This is a genomic window from Martinezella sp. CNPSo 3732, assembly GCF_057784515.1.
In genome coordinates this window covers 511476-529770 of sequence record NZ_JBXSOO010000001.1, presented here as the reverse complement: position 1 = coordinate 529770, position 18295 = coordinate 511476, and the positions used below count along the sequence as shown (strand labels likewise).

At 58.1% G+C, this 18295-nt stretch carries 21 protein-coding genes; 8 read left to right on the top strand and 13 right to left on the bottom strand.

Features of this window, described 5'->3' with window-relative positions:
- Positions 1-169 precede the first annotated feature (169 nt).
- Positions 170-1180 carry a LacI family DNA-binding transcriptional regulator gene (locus AC13RM_RS02370; protein ID WP_374817550.1) on the top strand — a complete coding sequence of 337 codons (1011 nt, stop codon included), beginning with the start codon at positions 170-172 and terminating at the stop codon, positions 1178-1180.
- A 30-nt stretch (positions 1181-1210) separates the two neighbouring features.
- On the top strand, positions 1211-1726 hold the full coding sequence (locus AC13RM_RS02365) for an NUDIX hydrolase (protein ID WP_374817950.1): 516 nt from the start codon (positions 1211-1213) through the stop codon (positions 1724-1726).
- A gap of 139 nt (positions 1727-1865) precedes the next feature.
- Here the strand turns inward: AC13RM_RS02365 and AC13RM_RS02360 are convergent, their stop codons facing one another.
- On the bottom strand, positions 1866-2210 hold the full coding sequence (locus tag AC13RM_RS02360; protein WP_374817547.1) for a hypothetical protein: 345 nt from the start codon (positions 2208-2210) through the stop codon (positions 1866-1868).
- 131 nt (positions 2211-2341) lie between these two features.
- Between AC13RM_RS02360 and AC13RM_RS02355 the strand changes: the two genes are divergently transcribed.
- Positions 2342-2533, top strand: coding sequence for a hypothetical protein (locus tag AC13RM_RS02355; protein WP_374817545.1), 192 nt, complete (start codon positions 2342-2344; stop codon positions 2531-2533).
- Between the two features lie 12 nt (positions 2534-2545).
- On the top strand, positions 2546-3007 hold the full coding sequence (locus AC13RM_RS02350; RefSeq protein WP_374817543.1) for a DUF6714 family protein: 462 nt from the start codon (positions 2546-2548) through the stop codon (positions 3005-3007).
- Between the two features lie 247 nt (positions 3008-3254).
- Here the strand turns inward: AC13RM_RS02350 and AC13RM_RS02345 are convergent, their stop codons facing one another.
- From AC13RM_RS02345 to AC13RM_RS02335, 3 genes are all read right to left on the bottom strand, one after another.
- The gene (locus tag AC13RM_RS02345) at positions 3255-4598 is read right to left on the bottom strand and encodes an MFS transporter (RefSeq protein WP_113229290.1); all 1344 of its coding nucleotides are present in this window, start codon (positions 4596-4598) and stop codon (positions 3255-3257) included.
- Positions 4599-4999: 401 nt separating this feature from the next.
- Positions 5000-6184 (bottom strand): LysR family transcriptional regulator, encoded by a 1185-nt coding sequence (locus tag AC13RM_RS02340; protein WP_113229214.1) that lies wholly within the window; start codon positions 6182-6184, stop codon positions 5000-5002.
- Positions 6181-7092, bottom strand: coding sequence for an NAD(P)-dependent oxidoreductase (locus AC13RM_RS02335; protein ID WP_374817540.1), 912 nt, complete (start codon positions 7090-7092; stop codon positions 6181-6183). The genes AC13RM_RS02340 and AC13RM_RS02335 overlap by 4 nt, the downstream gene beginning before the upstream one ends.
- Before the next feature lie 161 nt (positions 7093-7253).
- Here AC13RM_RS02335 and AC13RM_RS02330 point away from each other — a divergent pair, with 161 nt between their 5' ends.
- From AC13RM_RS02330 to AC13RM_RS02315, 4 genes are read left to right on the top strand one after another with little or no spacing between them, the layout of a single operon-like run.
- Positions 7254-7988, top strand: a complete 735-nt coding sequence (locus AC13RM_RS02330) for a PIG-L deacetylase family protein (protein WP_374817538.1) — start codon at positions 7254-7256, stop codon at positions 7986-7988.
- Positions 7989-8012: 24 nt separating this feature from the next.
- On the top strand, positions 8013-8963 hold the full coding sequence (locus tag AC13RM_RS02325; protein WP_374817535.1) for a VOC family protein: 951 nt from the start codon (positions 8013-8015) through the stop codon (positions 8961-8963).
- 14 nt (positions 8964-8977) lie between these two features.
- Positions 8978-9649: a 4-carboxy-4-hydroxy-2-oxoadipate aldolase/oxaloacetate decarboxylase gene (locus tag AC13RM_RS02320; RefSeq protein ID WP_285172533.1), complete on the top strand. Its 672-nt coding sequence runs from the start codon at positions 8978-8980 to the stop codon at positions 9647-9649.
- Entirely contained in the window at positions 9642-10700 is a 1059-nt protein-coding gene (locus AC13RM_RS02315) for a 4-oxalomesaconate tautomerase (RefSeq protein WP_374817531.1), read from the top strand. The genes AC13RM_RS02320 and AC13RM_RS02315 overlap by 8 nt, the downstream gene beginning before the upstream one ends.
- Before the next feature lie 244 nt (positions 10701-10944).
- On the opposite strand, the gene AC13RM_RS02310 is transcribed toward AC13RM_RS02315, so the two are convergent.
- The 9 genes from AC13RM_RS02310 to AC13RM_RS02270 form a co-directional block, all read right to left on the bottom strand.
- A complete protein-coding gene (locus tag AC13RM_RS02310) occupies positions 10945-11283 on the bottom strand; it encodes a hypothetical protein (RefSeq protein WP_374817528.1) in 339 nt (112 codons plus the stop codon).
- A 441-nt stretch (positions 11284-11724) separates the two neighbouring features.
- Positions 11725-11946, bottom strand: a complete 222-nt coding sequence (locus tag AC13RM_RS02305) for a hypothetical protein (RefSeq protein ID WP_113229209.1) — start codon at positions 11944-11946, stop codon at positions 11725-11727.
- A 106-nt stretch (positions 11947-12052) separates the two neighbouring features.
- Complete coding sequence (locus AC13RM_RS02300; protein WP_113229208.1) at positions 12053-12757, bottom strand: TfuA-like protein; 705 nt, start codon at positions 12755-12757, stop codon at positions 12053-12055.
- Positions 12754-13887: a YcaO-like family protein gene (locus AC13RM_RS02295; protein WP_374817526.1), complete on the bottom strand. Its 1134-nt coding sequence runs from the start codon at positions 13885-13887 to the stop codon at positions 12754-12756. The genes AC13RM_RS02300 and AC13RM_RS02295 overlap by 4 nt, the downstream gene beginning before the upstream one ends.
- A 52-nt stretch (positions 13888-13939) precedes the next feature.
- Entirely contained in the window at positions 13940-14158 is a 219-nt protein-coding gene (locus AC13RM_RS02290; RefSeq protein WP_113229206.1) for a hypothetical protein, read from the bottom strand.
- Between the two features lie 12 nt (positions 14159-14170).
- A complete protein-coding gene (locus tag AC13RM_RS02285) occupies positions 14171-15916 on the bottom strand; it encodes a hypothetical protein (protein ID WP_285172529.1) in 1746 nt (581 codons plus the stop codon).
- Between the two features lie 69 nt (positions 15917-15985).
- Complete coding sequence (locus tag AC13RM_RS02280; protein ID WP_374817522.1) at positions 15986-16369, bottom strand: helix-turn-helix domain-containing protein; 384 nt, start codon at positions 16367-16369, stop codon at positions 15986-15988.
- A gap of 204 nt (positions 16370-16573) precedes the next feature.
- Positions 16574-17341 (bottom strand): aspartate dehydrogenase domain-containing protein, encoded by a 768-nt coding sequence (locus AC13RM_RS02275; RefSeq protein ID WP_374817520.1) that lies wholly within the window; start codon positions 17339-17341, stop codon positions 16574-16576.
- 55 nt (positions 17342-17396) lie between these two features.
- Complete coding sequence (locus AC13RM_RS02270; RefSeq protein WP_374817518.1) at positions 17397-18266, bottom strand: LysR family transcriptional regulator; 870 nt, start codon at positions 18264-18266, stop codon at positions 17397-17399.
- Positions 18267-18295: the final 29 nt, after the last annotated feature.

Below are 18295 nucleotides of genomic sequence, written 5' to 3'. Positions count from 1 at the left end.
TGCGGCGCCTCCACGCCGAGCGCTTTTTTGCAAGCGTGTGCAAATGCTGCATTGGTTATCTCACGCTGTCAACTACCGGTGTCATAAAAGTTTCATAAAACAGGCACGATCGACATATTGCACGCGATTGCAAACTATGATGGAGTTTCGATGGAAGAGGAGAGGCGGCGTGTCGCAACGAGATTTTGTCAGTGCTGAGGAAGTGGCGCAGCGGGCGGGTGTTTCGCGCTCGGCGGTTTCCCGCGCATTCACGCCAGGTGCAAGCGTTTCCGAGGCCACCCGGCAAAAGGTCTTGCAGGCGGCGGAGGAGCTTGGATATCAGGTCAATCATCTCGCCCGCGGGCTGATGCGCAATGAAAGCGGCATTGTCTGTCTGATTGTCTCGGAGGTGGCGACACCTTATCGGTCTGCATTGCTGCGCGAACTGACACAGCAGCTGCAGATCGTCGGCAAGGTCGCCATGCTCGTCAATACCGACCGCTCCGATGGCAGCGTCGATCGCGCGCTTCAGCAGGCGATCCGATATAGGGCGGATGCATCGATCATTCTCTCGGGCCTGCCCGACAAGTCGATCACGCAGCTCTGCCTGAGAAGCGGCCAGCGCCTCGTTCTGATCAACAGAGACGACGACCAACCGGGACCTTTGCGGATCAATCTCGACGATCACGAGGCGGCGGGGCGCGTTGTGACAGCCTTCGTTCGTGCCGGTTGCACCAAGCTGGCGTTCGCAAATTCGGAAGCCGGCACGCCAAGTTTGATGGCGCGTGAGGCCGGTTTCATCGCGGCGGCGAAGGCCCATGGACTGGATGTGGTCGTCGAGCGATATGGCTGGACCGGATACGAGGCGGGCAGGGTCGTCGCGCAGCGGCTGCTAACCCGAAGCGAACGACCGGACGCGGTATTTTGTGCAACCGATCTGCTGGCCTGCGGTCTCATGGACGCGGCGCGACACCAGTTTTCGCTTTCGATCCCGGACCAGCTCTGCGTCGTCGGCTTTGACGATATTGAGCAGGCCTCATGGTCGTCCTATGATCTGACGACCTTTGCTCAGCCCGTGGCGGCAATCGCGCGGCAGGCTGTGACATGGCTGGGCGAGAGCCCGTCATCGGACAGGCTCGAGGGCCATTCCGTAAGATTGCACGCCGAGCTGGCATGGCGAGGCTCGGTTAGAGGAGGATAGGGCGCTGGATAGGCTGATAAGTTGAATGACATGACGTCAAAAAAAGACGGCGGCAAGCCTGCATCCCCCAAATCAAAGCACCTGCTGCAACAGCTGGCACGCACGCCGGAACAGCTGTTTTCCAGTGCGTTTCGAAGCCAATATGGCGCGCTTTGTTTTCGCTACAAGGAGGACGGTCACGAGATCGAAGTTCTGGTGATTACCTCGCGTGAAAGCGGGCGCTGGATCGTGCCGAAAGGCTGGCCCATGAAAGGTAAGGAGCCTCACGAGGCAGCCGCAATCGAAGCCTGGGAGGAAGCCGGTGTTCGCGGCAAGGTGAGAAAAACGCCGATCGGGCGATATACCTATCTGAAAGAACTTGATGACGGCAAAGTCGTGCCATGCGTCGTTGACCTGTTTCAAGTGGAAGTGAAAGAGACCGGCAATGCGTTCAAGGAGCGAGGCCAGCGTCGGCTCGATTGGGTAAGCCTCGACGAGGCGGCTAGACGAGTACGTGAAATTGAGCTCAAATCTCTGCTCATCAACTTTAGGCCTCAGCGAAAATAAACGTTGGAAATCAGAAACTTCAGAACCACAGGTCCTGGCCAACATCTGATCACCCAACATCTGATCACATAGACTTCGGACTGTTCTCGCCCGCAACCAACCTGAACAAGCTCAACAGTTCAGGTTCGTGGACGTTGGCTCAGCCTGCGCCGCCGGCCTGCCGATCTACAGCCGCCTCAACCGCTTCGTTCCCAGTCTTGGATGTTTCTTGGGATTGTTTCTTAAGTGTTTCGATGAAATCTGCCACCGGATGAATCGATGGAGTCATTGCCAAGAGAGGTTCGAGAGCGGCAGCGACTGCCCGGCAATTATCTGCGGAGAGAGACCGGAGGTTCGATGAAACTTTGTTATAGGCAGGTGTCCCACGCGAAGCGAGGGAGCGATTGATGACGAATTGTTCCAATTCTCCATCAAGTCGTTCCATAAACAATGCAAGTGATCCTCCATCGGCAGCAGCAGCGCTGTCAGAGACTGCTTTGAACATATATCCTCCATCCAGTGACTGGTGTGGTAAGATATCCTATCGATACTTTGGAGCCAAATGTGCAAGGCGACTGGTTTCAAATGATCGACATTTGTTGATCACGAGGATCGACCGATATGGAAATCATTTCGATGATCACTTTGATTGCGGCTGGGGTTGTTTCCGGCCTGATGCTGATCGCAGGCATCATCTATCTTTGCATTCTTCGCGAGGAGAAGAGGCGGCCGGCGATCCGGCCAGAAGGTCCGTTGACCGGCCTCCAGTTTGAGCGCACCGAAGGCGGAGCTTGGCCGACATCGCACAGTGACGGAGCGCATCATTGAACAGGCACCTCATTGATCAAGCCGGTGTCTGATCTTACAGAGAAGGCGAAAGCCGCGATAAGAGATGCGTTTGCCGGAGTTACCTTGGGCGATGGCATTGGCCTTGGTGAGGCGCGAGCGCTTGACGACTACGCGAGCAATGAAGTTCGTGCCGCATTTCGGGCCAATGATGAGAAGAGCGACTGGACCGCAATCGCCGCAGAGATTCTAAATAAGCACCCCAGCAGCCCGTCGTTTTTCGATGCCGAAGGAATGCGATTTCATTTGCCCGCGTATCTGATTGCCGATCTCGACAATCTCTACGAACACGAATTCGTATATCACCTGTGCGGGCCTCTGGAGAAATTTTACCTTCTTACTGTGCTTCAACGGAGTGCCGTGGAATTGTATCTGCACGCAATTTGCGAAAGGAAAAATACGGCTTCCTATCAGTATGATGTAAAAAGAGCGCTGGAAGAGTGGGCGGCGTGGTGAATTCGACTGCTACCTTGATGAGCGCGGGGTGCTCAGATTGTCGGTACCGTCGACACAACGCAGTGTTCGACGGCGACGAAAATTTGGCGAACTGGCGAATCAAAGCGGTGGCGCAGCCGAACAGCAACGCGAACACATAGACACGCGAGAGCTGCGCGGCTCCAGTCACAGTCGGCATGCCGAGCGCCGCGACCCGGCGCAGTTCCAGAGAGAATATGCGGCTCCGAATGGGGGGCCGTATGAGTCGTTATCTCGTAGTCCGTTGCTGAAGTTGTGGCGTCGATTGAAGATCGTTGATCAGGATCGCCGCCGCGCCGATCGCTGCAGGTACGGCGAGCGCGCAGAAGATGCCGCGGAAGTCCCAGCCGAAGCCGAGCAGTAGACCGCCGATCGATGAGCCTAGGATACTACCGAGCCGGCCAACGCCGAGCATCCAGCTTACGCCCGTCGCACGTGCGAAGGTTGGATAGCGGCCGGGTGCATACGCATTGAGGCCGGTCTGCCCGCCACTCATGAAGAACCCGACAGCTGCGACGATCGCAGCCAGGGCTGCTGACGTTAAGCCGCTGAAGGCAAGCATTATCAGCGCGACTGCGCCAAACAGGTAGGATACCGAGATCGCGCTCTTCGAACCGATCCGTTGCATCGCGAAACCGACCACTATGGCGCCGATCGTGCCGCCCAGCTGGAACATGGCGGTGACATTTGCTGCCGTCTCGATCGGCATGCCCGCGTCCTTGATCATGGTAGGAAGCCAGCTCGTCGTCAGATAGATGACCAGCAGGCCCATGAAATAGCACAGCCAAAGCGACAGGGTGCGGATGATGAATGCCGGGGTGAACAGAAGCGCGACCGGCTGGCTCGCGGTCACAGGCTCGTCTTCGAGCGTGAATTCGCTGACCGACCTGAGATCCTCCCCCGTCACCCGCGATAGCTGCTTGCGGATGCGATCGGTCGGAGTTGCGCGGACGACCATGAAGCGTGCAGATTCCGGAAGGAGGAAAATCAAGATCACGAAAAGCGCGAGCGGCACGATGCCTCCGAACACGAGCACTGAATGCCAGCCGAACTTCGCAAGCAGATATGCGGCGACGAAGCCGATGATCGCAGAGCCAAAGTTGAAGCCGGTGAACATGATCGCCAGAAGAACGGAGCGCTTCTGCTCGGGCACATATTCAGACAGTAGCGTCGTCGTGTTGGGCATGGCGGCGCCGAGGCCGAGGCCAGTCAGAAAACGGAGCGCGGCCATCTCTGTGGGACTCTGAGTGAGCGCGGTGAGCAGGCTTAGGACTCCGAAGGCGAAGACCGAACCGAGCAGCACTCGGCGCCGCCCGAACCAGTCGGAAGACGAGCCGGCAAGGATCGCGCCGATCGCCAGACCAACCGGCGCCGCCGCCATTACGAGACCGAAGGCGGGCTTGGAAATCCCCCAATCACCCGTGATAGCCGGGGCGAGAAAGCCCATGATGGCGACGTCCATGCCGTCGCAGAAGACGATCAGGAAGCAGAGAACAGTCAGTGTCCATTGCATTCGCGACATCGGGCGGCTGTTGATGTAAGACCTGATCTCCAGGACGGTTGACTGTGTCATATGCTCCTCCGACATGATGGTTGCGCGTGTCCGCGCGGGGCTTCATGCATGGGCGTTGTGGATCGCCCATGCATCGGTCCGCTCGCGGAAATGGCTTTATGGAATCGCTCGATTGACGCTCCCCGCCAACTTCCTCCGCCCCTGCGCTTCGTTGACGGCCAAGCAGTACGCGTCTTGGGCCACTACCTCCAATCCAATCAGAGGTCCGCGGCATAAGCAGCGGCTATAGAATGGTTGCGTCCTGCACGACCTCATTCTGAAAAATCGAAAACGTCCAGAACCTTCATGGTATCGCGTCGCAACGTGGAGCGCTTAGTTTAAGAGTTCGACTTGTGGGGCAGTGTTGGAAGCGGCGCACCGATAGCGTGACACGCGTTCGAGGAAAGCGTCTTAAGGGAAGGCTATAGGCGATGAGTTTGCCTTGCCTTCGCTTCCTCGCGGATCTCGTCGAGAAAAGCTGCCTGGGCGGCGGTGGGGAGCCATCCCTTACGGATCGTAATGCCGATCGGCCGTTCGGTATGGGTGAGATCGAACGGCAGGGACGCCATGAGGCCGCGCTTGATCTCCGCTGCGGCCTGGCCGCCCGACACGAAACCGAGATGGTCGCTCTGGTCGAGCAGTTCGCGCATCAGGATCAGCGAGCTGGACTCGACCACGCTTTTCGGCCCCTGCGATTGACCTTGGAAGAGGGCATCGAAGTGGCTTCTGATCGGAGTGCCGCTCGTTGCAACCACCCAGGGATAGGAGGCCAGATCGCCTATGCATATTTGGGGTTTCCCGATGAGCGGATGGCGTTTGCCTGCGACGATCACCACAATGTCATTGAACAGCGTTTCCTGCTCGACATCGTCGATGGGAAGGGGATTGCGCATCGCTCCGATCAGGAAATCGATCTCGCCGCGTCTCAGGCCGCCGAGCAGTTCGGCATAGACACCCTCGACAACCTTGATCGGCAGTTTCGGCCGCTTCCTGCGAAACCGGGCGATCGCCGACGGCAGGATGAATGAGCGCGACAGAGGCATGCCGCCCACGACGATCAGTCCGGCCTCCTGTGCACGGGCTTCGGCGAGATCCGCCTCTGCCTGATGGAGTTCGGCGAATGCGAGGCGGGTCGCCTGAGCGAGATTCTGCGCCAGGCGCGTGGCAACCATCCCATAGGACGTTCTCTCAAATAAGGGACGGGCCGCCTCTTTTTCCAGCTGGCTCACGGCGCGGTGGATAGTCGGTTGCGCCACCCCGAGCCGGCGCGCCGCAAGGGTGAAATTCTCCAGCTCTCTGACCCCGACGAGTGCTTCGAGTTGCGCCGACGTGGCTGTCACCTTGAGCCTTGGCGCAAGCTCGACCAGTGCCGGATCGAGATAGGAGAAGGCGCGTCTCACCCGTAGAAACAAGAGCTTGCCCTCGTCGTTGACGAAGAGGCCATGTGGCGAACGCGTGAACAACGCATATCCCAGTGTCTTCTCGATCTTCGATATGGCCTGCGTGACTGCCGGCTGCGATACGTAGCAGATCTCGGCCGCGCGCGTGACAGAGCCCGTTTCGACAACGGCCAGAAAAACGCGTAGATGCCGCAGATTGTGCCTCATTGAGTCGCGGAGGCTCCCTTGTTTTTCTCCTCGTTCATTCTTTCGAGGATGCTGTCGGCTCGGCTTCCGAGATCATCGATATTCGCGGGGACACAGAGCGCGGCTATCTCGTCCTGCCAATCGGCGATAGCTGCCGACATCCTGTCGGGAAGTCCGAGATCACGGACGGTTGCGGCAACCTCGCGCATCTCGGCCGCCCGACGCGCCCCATGCACCATCATCCTTTCGAGGTTGTAGGAGCTGCGCTTGGCCCAGTCTATTCCGGGATCGGAGGCCTGTAACGACGCAATGACGGCGTTCTCGACCCCAGCGCGGCGGCCCGCGAGCATCGCCTCCGCCGTCAGGGCCTCGATACCTTTGACGATGACAGAACGCAGCATCTTGATCGATGACGCCTGTCCCACTTTCTCACCCGCAGACTTCGGCTTCATCCCGAGATGTTCAAGCGCCGCATTCGCTGCTTCTGCATGGGGACCGGAAACCAGAAGCGGCGTGAGATGGCGCGCCGGATGCACTGGCGACATGACGGCGACATCGACATAACGGCCACCCGCTGCTTCGATTGCCTCAGCCGCGCTTATTTTGGCGGTTGGTGAGCAGGAATTGCAGTCGAAATAGAGTGCACCTGCCTTGAGCCAGCGAGCGGCATCCCTGGCGACCGGTAGAGCCTGATCCGCTGTGACGAGGCTGAAGACTATGGCGGCGTCGGAGAGGGCTTGCCAGGCCTCATCGGCATGGTGGACGTTGAGTTCGGCGCAAGCCGTTGCGATTTGGCTGGTCCAGCGCAGATCGGCGGTCTTGATGTCGTAGGCGGCAACCAGCGCTCCGTCCGGTCGCGCCCAGCCCGATGCAAATGCGCGTGCTGCCTCGCCGAATCCGATCATGCCGATCTTGAACTGGTTCATCATCCGCTTATCCCGCAGCCGCTCCATCAAGCCATGCCCGCTTTAGACGAAGAAAGGCCGCACCGCTATTCATTATAGCCAAAACTTATGGACAAGGCGTCGAAAGAAAATTGGCAAACCGGCCGTTCGGAGCGACATACGATTTCGAAAAACAGGAGATTTCCATGTCCGACAAGAAGACCGCATTGGTAATCAGCGCCCATGCAGCAGATTTCGTCTGGCGCTGCGGAGGTGCGATCGCTCTGCACGCCGACAAAGGTTACGATGTGACCGTCGTCTGCTTGTCCTTCGGCGAGCGGGGCGAGTCTGCCAAGCTCTGGAAGCAGAAGGACATAACCCTCGACCGCGTAAAGGCTGCGCGGCGCGCCGAGTCGGAAAAGGCAGCTCAGGCGCTTGGCGTCCATGACCTCATCTGCTTTGACCTCGGGGACTATCCCCTACGCATGACGGACGAAGATAAGTATCGTCTCGTGGACGTGATCCGCAATGTGCAGCCCTCCTTCATGCTGAGCCACTCCCAATACGATCCCTACAATACCGACCACATGTATGCCACGCAGGTCGCGCTCGAAACCCGCATGATCGCACAGGCCTGGGGCCACAATCCCGGCGAAAAGGTGCTCGGCGCCCCTCAGCTCTATCTCTTCGAACCGCATCAGACGGAGCAGATGGGCTGGAAGCCTGACGTCTTCCTCGACATCACCTCCGTATGGGATAAGAAGCGATCCGCCATCGAATGCATGGAAGGCCAGGAGCATCTTTGGGAATTTTATACCCGCGTTGCCCAGAACCGTGCCAACCATTTCCAGCGCAATTCCGGCGGCCAGTCCGGCGGGCGTGCGTCTAAATATGCGGAAGGCTTTCAGTCGATTTTCCCGCGCACGGTCGACGAGCTTTGACGGCGCTCTCGGGAGGAGCCTGACATGGAACCCTGTTTCGACATTGCTCACCTCGGCCATGTGGAGATGTTCACTGACAGATATGACGAGAGCCTCGATTTCTTCGTCAATGTCTACGGATTGACCTTGGCGGGTGAGGACGAGAGTTCTGCTTATCTGCGGGGCTGGGATGATTACGAATTCCACACCCTGAAATTGACGCGCAACGAGACGACCGGAATCGGGCATGTCGCCTATAGAGTTTCATCGCCGGAAGCGCTTGAACGGCGCGTCAAGACGATCGAGGCCAGCGGCTACGATGTGCTGGGCTGGGTAAATGGCGATATCGGTCATGGCCGGGCGTTCCAGTTCAGGGATCCTTTCGGCCATGTCTTCGAAATCTATTGGGATACAGTCCGCTACGATCCACCGCCGAAGGAGCGGCCGAAGCTCAAGAACCTCGCCCAGCGCTATCATGCGCGGGGCTGTCATCCGCGACGCCTCGATCATCTGAACCTGCTTGCCGCGGATGTATCCGAGTTCCGCAGGTTCATGGAGATCTGCCTCGGATCCCGCGTCACCGAGATGATCCAACTCGACAATGGCCGCCTTGGCGGGTGCTGGTTCACGGTCAATAACAAGACGTATGACCTTGCCTGCACCGAAGAACACGGCCGCGGAGAAGGGCGCCTGCACCATGTGACCTACGCGACCGACACGCGGGAAGAAATTCTGCGCGCCGCCGACATCTTCCTCGAAAACGGCATCCACATTGAAACCGGCCCTCACAAGCACGCGATTCAGGGGACTTTCTTCCTCTATGTCTGGGAGCCCGCTGGCAACCGGGTCGAGCTCGCCAATTCCGGCGCACGGCTGATCCTTGCACCCGATTGGCAGCCCGTCGTGTGGACCGAGACCGAACGAAAGAAGGGACAGGCCTGGGGTCTGAAAACAATCGAAACGTTCCACACGCACGGGACGCCGCCCGCAAAGTAGCAAGGAGACCATGGATGGGAGTCGTTGTTCAGAACATTTCGCGCGCTGAACCTGATTTGATCGAAAGGCTTGCCAAGGCGGGTGTCGCAACCGTCCACGAGGCGCAAGGGCGCAAGGGGATGCTCGCGAGCTACATGCGGCCGATCTACGCCGGCGCGCAGATCGCGGGTTCCGCTGTGACGATTTCAGCCCCTCCCGGCGACAACTGGATGATCCATGTGGCGATCGAGCAGCTCAGGGAAGGAGATATTCTCGTCCTTGCGCCGACATCGCCTTGCGACAACGGTTATTTTGGCGATCTGCTCGCGACATCGGCCATGGCGCGTGGCTGCCGCGGCCTCGTGATCGATGCGGGTGTTCGCGATGTGCGGGACCTGACCCAGATGGGCTTTCCCGTCTGGTCAAAGGCGGTTTCCGCACAGGGGACCGTCAAGGAGACCCTCGGGTCGGTGAATATCCCCGTTGTCTGCGCCGGCGCCCATATCGAGCCGGGGGACATCATTATAGCCGACGACGATGGCATCTGCGTGGTCAAACACACCGAGATTGCCGACGTCGTAGCTGCCGCAGAAAAGCGGCTGGCCAACGAGGACGCCAAGCGCAAGCGGCTCGCTGCCGGTGAGCTCGGCCTTGATATTTATGGCATGCGCGAGACGCTGGCTGCAAAGGGGCTCAGATATGTCTGAGGACGGCATTCCTTGCCTGTGGATGCGAGGGGGCACCTCGAAGGGTGCCTATTTTCTTGCCGAACACCTTCCGTCCGACAAGACAGTGCGCGACGATCTTCTGCTAAGGATTATGGGCTCCCCCGATCCTCGTCAGATTGACGGCATCGGCGGCGCGGACCCGCTGACCTCCAAGGTGGCCGTCCTCTCACGGTCGACGCGGACTGACGCCGACGTCGACTATCTCTTCCTGCAGGTCTTCGTCGACCAGGCACTTGTCAGCGATGCACAAGGGTGTGGCAACATCCTAGCAGGCGTAGGGCCGGCGGCCATCGAGCGCGGGCTTGTTGAACCGACGGGCGAGGTGACCGAAGTCCGAATTCACATGCTCAATTCAGGCGAAGTGGCGATCGCAAGAATCGAAACACCTGATGGCCGCGTGACATATAGCGGCGACACCGTGATCGCTGGCGTGCCGGGTAGTCACGCCGCAGTCCCGCTGTTTTTTTCCGACATCGCCGGGTCGATGTGCGGCGCACTTCTTCCGACCGGCCATGACGTCGACGTAATCGATGGGATTGAGGCCACGCTTATCGACAATGGAATGCCTTGCGTGATCATGCGCGCCTCGGACTTCGGTCTCACCGGTTCGGAAACCCGCGAGGAACTTGAAGCCAATACCGAGATCAAGGCGCGCATCGAAGCGATCCGGCTCAAGGCAGGACCACCGATGAATCTCGGTGATGTAAGGTCAGCATCGGTCCCGAAAATGACGCTGATCTCGGCTCCTCTGGCGGGTGGCGCCATTTCGACACGCAGCTTCATTCCGCATCGGGTGCATGCGTCGGTAGGCGTGCTCGCTGCTGTAACCGTTGCGACGGCGACCCGGCTACCGGACAGCCCGGCCGGGAAGCTGGTTCGGGCGCCAGCGGATGGTCGCTATCAGATCGAGCATCCTACAGGCAGCATGGAAGTGTTCCTGGACATCGACGCCGAAGGGCAAATCAAGGCTGCGGGTACGATCCGTACGGCAAGAAAACTGTTCGAAGGTCGTATTTTTCCGCGCGATTAGGGACATCGTTCGGGCACTCCCAAGGCGATGCGATGTCGGTTTTAGTTCCATAATTCATATTATGCTAGAAATACGCGTTAAAGTTGCTGTCATTACGATGGCTCTCCCTGCGATCATCGTGGATTCCAGAGACACGAAATCGGTACCGACGGGCATCGGCTTTGCAGGGATAATCGGGATCAATCACAATATCCGTTCGGTTGCCAATCCTGAGAATGGGGAACGGCTCCATTCAATAGGAAACCTACCCCTCTACCTCGCATCGGCCGTAGAGTGATCTCAGTTTAGCCCGTTGTGTGCTCGACATGGTCTGGGAAAAGTCGCTCAATGCCCAAAACAGCGCGATCTTTTCCAGCTGGGTCGGATTGACCATTCCGCATCGAAACAGGTTGATCACCGCGACGGCAAAGCCATCCCGGCTGTATTGAGCATCATCGAACCAGCTCTGCGTCGTAGCTAAATCGAATACCCGCTTTATGACTTCGAGCTCGCTCTGCGACAAAGCGCCTTGTGCGAGGCGTTTCAACCTTTCCATCATCGTCTCCACCGCGAGACTGCTGGCAACCCCACGTAAGCTGGGCATGAGCAAAGACTGCCATATGCCGGCCAAGTTCTCCTAGGTCCTTTCCGCCGTTGGCCGTGCCCATAGAGTTTGCGGGCGGAACGGTACACTCGGCGGTATGAAACAGCATGGGATTGCGACACCGGTAGGCGCGATAAACAATTGCTTACAGACGTGATCCGGGTCATCTCACGATTCTCGTGCCACAGCCTTAGATCAGAGCCAGTTCAGCGAACGGCAGATATTGTAGACAATCGCAAGCCATGCAGTGATGATTGCTCCAAATATTATAAGCGCAATCCTCATATTCCCTTCTTTGAAATCCGCGACGATGCCTGCTGCATCGGTGGAGCTCACTTTTCTCACGGACCATCCCACTCTGGTTAGTGCTCTTCTACGCAAGCTCGATCTCTTGAAGTTTCTGTTTGTGAGCGCCGTTGATAACAAATGGACCCGAGCTTGCTAACAGTGACCATGTGTGTCGCTGACAAGCCCGTTCAGATGCTCACCGGATAGCCTCGGGAACTCGGTTTCTAACATCGAAAGAAGAGCGGCTTGTGCTGCTTTTATAAGGAATACGGCCTGCGATGCGTTGAGCTCACTTGCGATTCCTCCGGCATACTGCATCATTTTTGCAAGCGCCAAAATCTCTCCCTGGCGTTCCTGTCCCTCAAAATCAGTCACGTTAAAAGCCCCAACAAATGATATCGTTGGGGTAGATTGGCATATTTCGATTGATATGGTGCGTTGCAAAAGCGTTGCACACGCAATAGATGTATTTTTGAATCAATTACATACGGTAAAATTGTGGGAAAAGTTTGCGCCACAGCGGAGTTGCATTGAAAGACCAGTCCGTCATATGTGCCGGCAACGGCGCCTCGGCAATGGCGCGGATGAGCTCCATGGCGTCGTTACGCTTTTGATCGGTCCATGCTTTTGCGACGAGAGCCCTCACCTGCCCTATGTCCATGTCGGCGGCATCGGCGAGACGTCTCCAAGTCCGATCCTTGAAGAAGAGACGCCGTGCTGCCCGGGAGAGCCGCAGAGCCTCTTCCTTGCCGATAATGGCCTGATCAATCGCGGTCTCTATCGTCGCATCGACATTGACCAATGGCACCGACAAAGGGGGATAGCCCAATTCCGCAGGGCCATGAAGGAGAGCAACATCCGCATCCTCCTCCCGGAGACCGGAGGCATAGTCACCGAATATCCTGCCGATGCCGATCATGCCGTAGGCCTGGCATTCCATCGCGCGGAGCGCTCCCATGCTGGCCGCTCCAAATACGGGAACGCCCTGAGATAGGGCAAAGAGCAACTCCTTGTGCCAGACGGGCGCGACGAACTCGAACTGGCCGTCGATGAGGCCGATAGCAACCGCGCCATCCTCAAGAGCTCTGACGACGTCACCTTGGCACGCCGGCGGTCGTATGACCATCGTATTGTCAATATGTGCTTTGGCATCGGGCAGGCTCGGCCCCACGAAGATGACTTTCACAGGAAACTCTTTGACAATGCGCGGCTGCCGAAACGAATGCGGCGATCGCCGTCCGGATGTTCGAGCTGCGGCGCGAAAACCTTTACCACCGATGCCGGCAGCCATTCGGGTGCCAGCTCGATGGCATAAAGCTGGTCAATGCCGCCTCCCAGCAAAACCTCGACAAGCTGGTCGAGCGCATCTTGCGCAGACCCGGCCGACATCGTCGGCAGTTCGTTCAGGTTCGTCGTGCACCGCGCCTGGAACGACTGCAGGTGAGCAGGATCGGCGCGGCGAGAGAACAGTTCCGGGACAAGATCATCTCTGGCACCAGCGATGAAGGTCATCCGCGATTGTACGGCCTCGGAAATGGCCCGAGCTGCAGCCACATCGGGAGACAAGGATGCCCCTGCCCCCATGGTCAAGTCGACATATCGGAGCGAGCCATCATCGCCTTTCGGCCGCAGCATTGCGACGATGGAGGCAACGGCCAGATCGCTCGTCACATCGAAAAGAGCGAGATCGAAGCCTGCCGAGAAAATCTTCTCCAACATCTCGCAAACACCCTCATCTTCGATGCTTTGCGGATCTATCCGGCGTGCATGCCGAGACTCCGGCTCGTCGACGTTCCAAAGGACGCAAGCATCGCGCTCTACCCGCTCCAGCAGCCCGTGCAGGACTGCCTCATGCCAAGTATTCCCCGACGCCAATCCGTCCGATGATATCCAAAAGCGTGGGCGGACATGCGTCCGATCAAGATGAATGGCCTCGAAAGGTACGAATATCGAGGCGTTCTTAGCCAGATCGTGGGCTTGAGACCATCCGATCTGTTCCGTCGTCTCTACCGGTTGTGCGCCGATCGCCAGCAGATCCTCCAGGCAATCCGTGGCATGGCCGCTTGCGGCAAGATCATCCTGGCTTGCCATCAACGCTGAACAGGAAGGTTGGGTCGCGACAGATCGCTCGATTGCTTCCATCACCGCGGATGTCTTCGCGGAGACATCGTCCAGACCTTTTCCCTGAGCGATGACGATTGCCCTCGAATTCGGGGCGTAGGCGCACCAAACGGGAATGCCTATGCGATCGAGCTCGGTCTGGCGGCCAACACGGGTTATGCCAAGTCGTCCCAGATAGGGCCAAACCCTCGACAAGGTTTCGCCAGGAGGGGATGCTCTAAAGTTGTTTGACACCGATCACGAGTGCCTAGCCTTCAAAGAGGCCCGACGCCACGTCGCCTGCCGACGTCAACGCCACAGCGAAATCGACATCTTTCTCCACTCTGATCCCTTTGGCCCGCCAGGATTCAGCCTTCCCCAGATCGCCCGTCAGCCTCCGCGTGTATCGAACGATGGTCCCCTTTTCGAGGTCAGCCAACCAAAGCCCCTTTTCACCCTTAATTCCAATCAGAACTGCCTTTGCCATAATCTCTTCCTCTCAAAAACCGGCCTTCAACAGGCCTTCCCTGTAATGCTCAATCTGCCACTTTTCCTTGATTGGAATCATGGCAAGCCATGCCTCAAGATCGAAATTCGGATTGTCGCGCAGGGCGCGCTGTCGATACATCTTGGCCTTCGCGAGATCCCCCAGCATTGCCCAGCTTGCCGCCGCAAGCCTGCTTGCTGGTCCCGCGTCTCTCATCCTGTCCAGATAGGCCAGTGTTTCCATATATTCTCCAGTGAAATAGCTGGCTCCTGCCGCGGTCCAATAATAGTAGTCCGGAGCAAGCGGATTGAGATCAAGAGCCGTCGCGACCTTCTCCAATGCCGCTTTCGGATTGGCGCCATGGGTAAGGCTGTCGGCGTGGCTGCAAATCACATCCGCATAATACGGGCTTAGGTCCTCGGCGTTCGATAGAGCCTCGAGGCTGCCGTCGATATTGCCGCGGTAGAGCCGGGCGACGCCGATTTCCTTAAAGCCCCCGGCGAATTGGCTGTCATCGTGGATTGCATCGGCCGCCATTTTTTCCGCTTGATGCAACAGATCGCCATCGCCGCGAGCCGTCAGAACCCATTCCATCGTCAAGGTTCTGGCAATGCCCGCAAGTGCCGCGGCAAAACCCCGCTCGTGCTCGAGAGCCTCCTTAAAATGCTTGCGTGCGCGGCGGACATTCTGAAGGCTCAGGCGGGACAGGCATTGGACGCCCTTGAGATAGGCAAAATAGGCTTCAGGCTTGCAGCTAAAGTCAGAAACTATGTGGTGGAAGGCGCCCACACGCTCGATTATGGAGTGCTGGATCGCAGTGGCGATCTCGTTGCGATGCTCCGTTATGGCCGCGCTATCCAATTGAACGCGCGTTGCCCAGACAATTTCATCGCGCGGCATGAAAATCAGCTGCGCAAAAAGACTGTCGCCCGTCCTCTTCGTATCGAGCGCGTAGACGACATTATGTTGCTTGAGAAGGCCAGCCTTGTCGTTTGAGGAGCGAATCTGTTCAGCGGTATAGGGCGCGACGACGGATACGCTTCGATCGACACAAAGACTGATCGTCAGGTCTTCGATGACTGCATTGGCGACCGACCCGGCACGCTCTGAATCCTCCAGGGTCTCGGGAGGAAGCAGAGCGATACGTGGCACTCCGTTGTCGGCGATCGCAATCATATCCTGAGCCGGCGGGTCTGAATTCGGATCTCTCGTGACGCCAATCAGCTGACTGTAAGACGTGATTTTCTCGCCGAGCGCGACCCTGACTTCATCATCGGTCTGGTCCCAGTCCAGCAGAAGCATGGCTGCACGTTTCAATTCGCCGCGGTTTTGAGACCAGGAAGGTTGGCTCATCGTCTTGAAGAATTCTGCTCGTAGCTCCCGTGCAAACCGTGCCCGAACATCGCGTACCCAGACAGCCACAGCTCCGGAGCCATTGCCGTGAGCCGGTAGAAACGTCTTGGCGACGGCATCGGCGAGCGCGCCGAGCTTGGTAACGCCGGACGCATTTTCGATGCTATCCAGGTCGCACCGCAACGCGTTGAAGTTCAAGGTGATGTCCGTCATGGCACCGCCGATCAATGGTTCGGGGGATTTGGACGTTACAGTCGCCAACCGTAGCAGGGTCGACCTCAAATTGGCGCCGGCGGCCTGAAGATTGCTGGACCAAAGAAAAGCGGCCAGATCTTTCCGTGGTATCGGCTGCCGGCAATCGTAGAGATAGGCCAGCATGAGCAGCGCCTGCCTCGGCACGTTCACGCGATCACCTTTCTCATCATAAAGGGCACAACTACCGAGTGTCGTTAAATGAAATGTCATCTTGCCAGGTCAGCGCTCGTTGTCAGGTTTGGATGATTGCACGAAAGCGAGGATCTTCGCCCGCAACCGCTTGTCCTCGATCCCGGACAAGGCCGTACGCAGAACGGCCTTGTGATGCTTCGCAAGTCGAAAATCAGCCAGCGCTTCCTTGGAGGGAAAGGCGTCGTCCGATGCACTTTCGAAGAAAAACATGACCGGTACAGCGAGGATTTCTGAAATGCGCAGAAGGCGGCCAGCGCTGATTTTTTCGATGCCGCGTTCGCATCTATCGAGCTGTTGAGGGCTTATGCGAAGCTTCTCGGCCAATACATCCTGCGCAATTGACAATTCCTCCCGACGCAATCGAATGCGCAATCCAACCTCGACATCGATCGCATCGGTTTTTTTGTCCATGAAGGAACCGCCAGAAGAGAAACTGCTTTCATGTTCGCAGGTTTCCCTTGAATTCACAATCTTCCAGCAAGGTGCTCAAAGTCAATTTTACACAGCGGCGGGAAGTTTCCGATCACCATATCAAGGCCGTAGCAAAATCGTCCTTTGCAGCTGCAGCCGCATCGGCGATATTTCACTACAGCGGCTCCTGGCTGCCGCGCGATGTCAGGCGTTGGCGAAAACATCGGCGCCAAGAATTCTCTTCAGCGATCCGATGGCCGAGGCCGGGGTATAAGAGCCGGTTACACCGCCGAGCGACCGCGAACTCACCGAAATATCCCATTCGAGACCCCTGCCGGAAACCGCTATATGGTGCCGCATCGTTTTCGTATCGGGATCGGCAACGACGATGCTGCGGGTACGGTCAAAACCGATGCCCGCAAAGGCAACGGCGGCATGCACATTGACGTTGCGCGGAAACCGCATGCAGGCCTCGCGGGTCGAGCCATCGAAGAGCGTTCCCTTGGCGTCGGCCGGCTGGCCGAGACTCGCGCCGCTCTTCGTTGTGGTTATCACTACTTTTTCGATTTGCTCACGGCCATCGCGCAGACCATCGAGACCGAGAACGGCGCCGTGTGGAACGAAGAGGCGTCGTCCGCTCCTGCTGGCCGCCGCATGCATCGCCGCCTCCACGGTGCGATCCGCCAGCGCGGAGCAACTGAATCCGCAGAGGTCCGAATGGGCAAGGATATCCGGCCCCAGCCTACTCAGAAGAGCCGGCGTCGCGGATTCGAGCACAAGGTCCGCCTTCCGGTCGAGCGCATGCTCGGCGTCATCCGTGACGAGCGCAGCCATGGCGGCATTCTGCGCATATTTGTTCTTGTCGGATACGAGAATATAAGCGACCTCGACCCCATCGAGACTGCCGACATAGTCGAACAGGCTTCTGCCGATCACGCCTGCGCCGATAATTCCTATAGTTCTGTATTTCATCATCCCCCCAAGTAGATTTCTGAGCCACCGGTCTCGACCTTCGTCGCAACCCTTGTCAAGTTTTGGATACCTCTTCACAGGCCTCGACAAAAGCGCGAATGGCGGCAATCCGTGGGCCGGAATTCGCCCACAGCACACCCATATTGCGAAGCTCTCCCTCTTCCATTCGATGTTTTTGCAGCCGCAGTCCCTCCGGCCACGGCGGGGCCCAGTCGGGAACAAGCGCGACGCCCAGTCCGCGATCGACCAGTGCGGCAATGGCATCCAGCGCATCCAGTTCCGCCCATTCGCGCACGCTGATGGTATGACGGCGGAGATAACGGTCTACGATCTGGCCACCCCACTGATTGCGGTCATAACGAATGAAGGGCTGCTGCGTAAGCGCCAGATGAAAATCGTGAATTTGCAGCTCCACGGGCGCCAGCAAGACCAAGGGTTCGCGCCGGATGGTCGACCAGCCGAATGCTTTCGGAATCGGGAATTGCGGCTCGATGATGAGAGCGGCATCCAGCTCACCTGACAAAACTGCGTGGTAGAGGTTCACTGACGAACCCGGCTGCAGGAAATAGTCGATCTGCCGAAATCGCTCGCTGAGTGTCGCGATAATCTGAGGGATGAGGCCCGTCATGGCCGTCGCCGTCGCACCGAGGCGAAGTTGTCCGCTCGGGAGATCGCCCGCAGCTATTGCTCGCAGGTCTCTCGCCGTTCGCACAAGCGCCGGTCCGTGGCGCTGCACGGCAAGACCCGCAGCAGTGGGCCGGACCGTGCGTCCGACACGAGAAACCAATGCCTGCCCGAGCTCCGTCTCCAGCGCTCTTATGCGCTGAGCGACTGCCGCCGGCGTCATATTCAAGCGCCGTGCGGCTTCGGCGACCGATCCGCATTCGGCGACGATGAGGAAGCTTTCGAGGAATTTCGTGTCCATAAGATATATTTTCTATCTTTTGAAGAAAC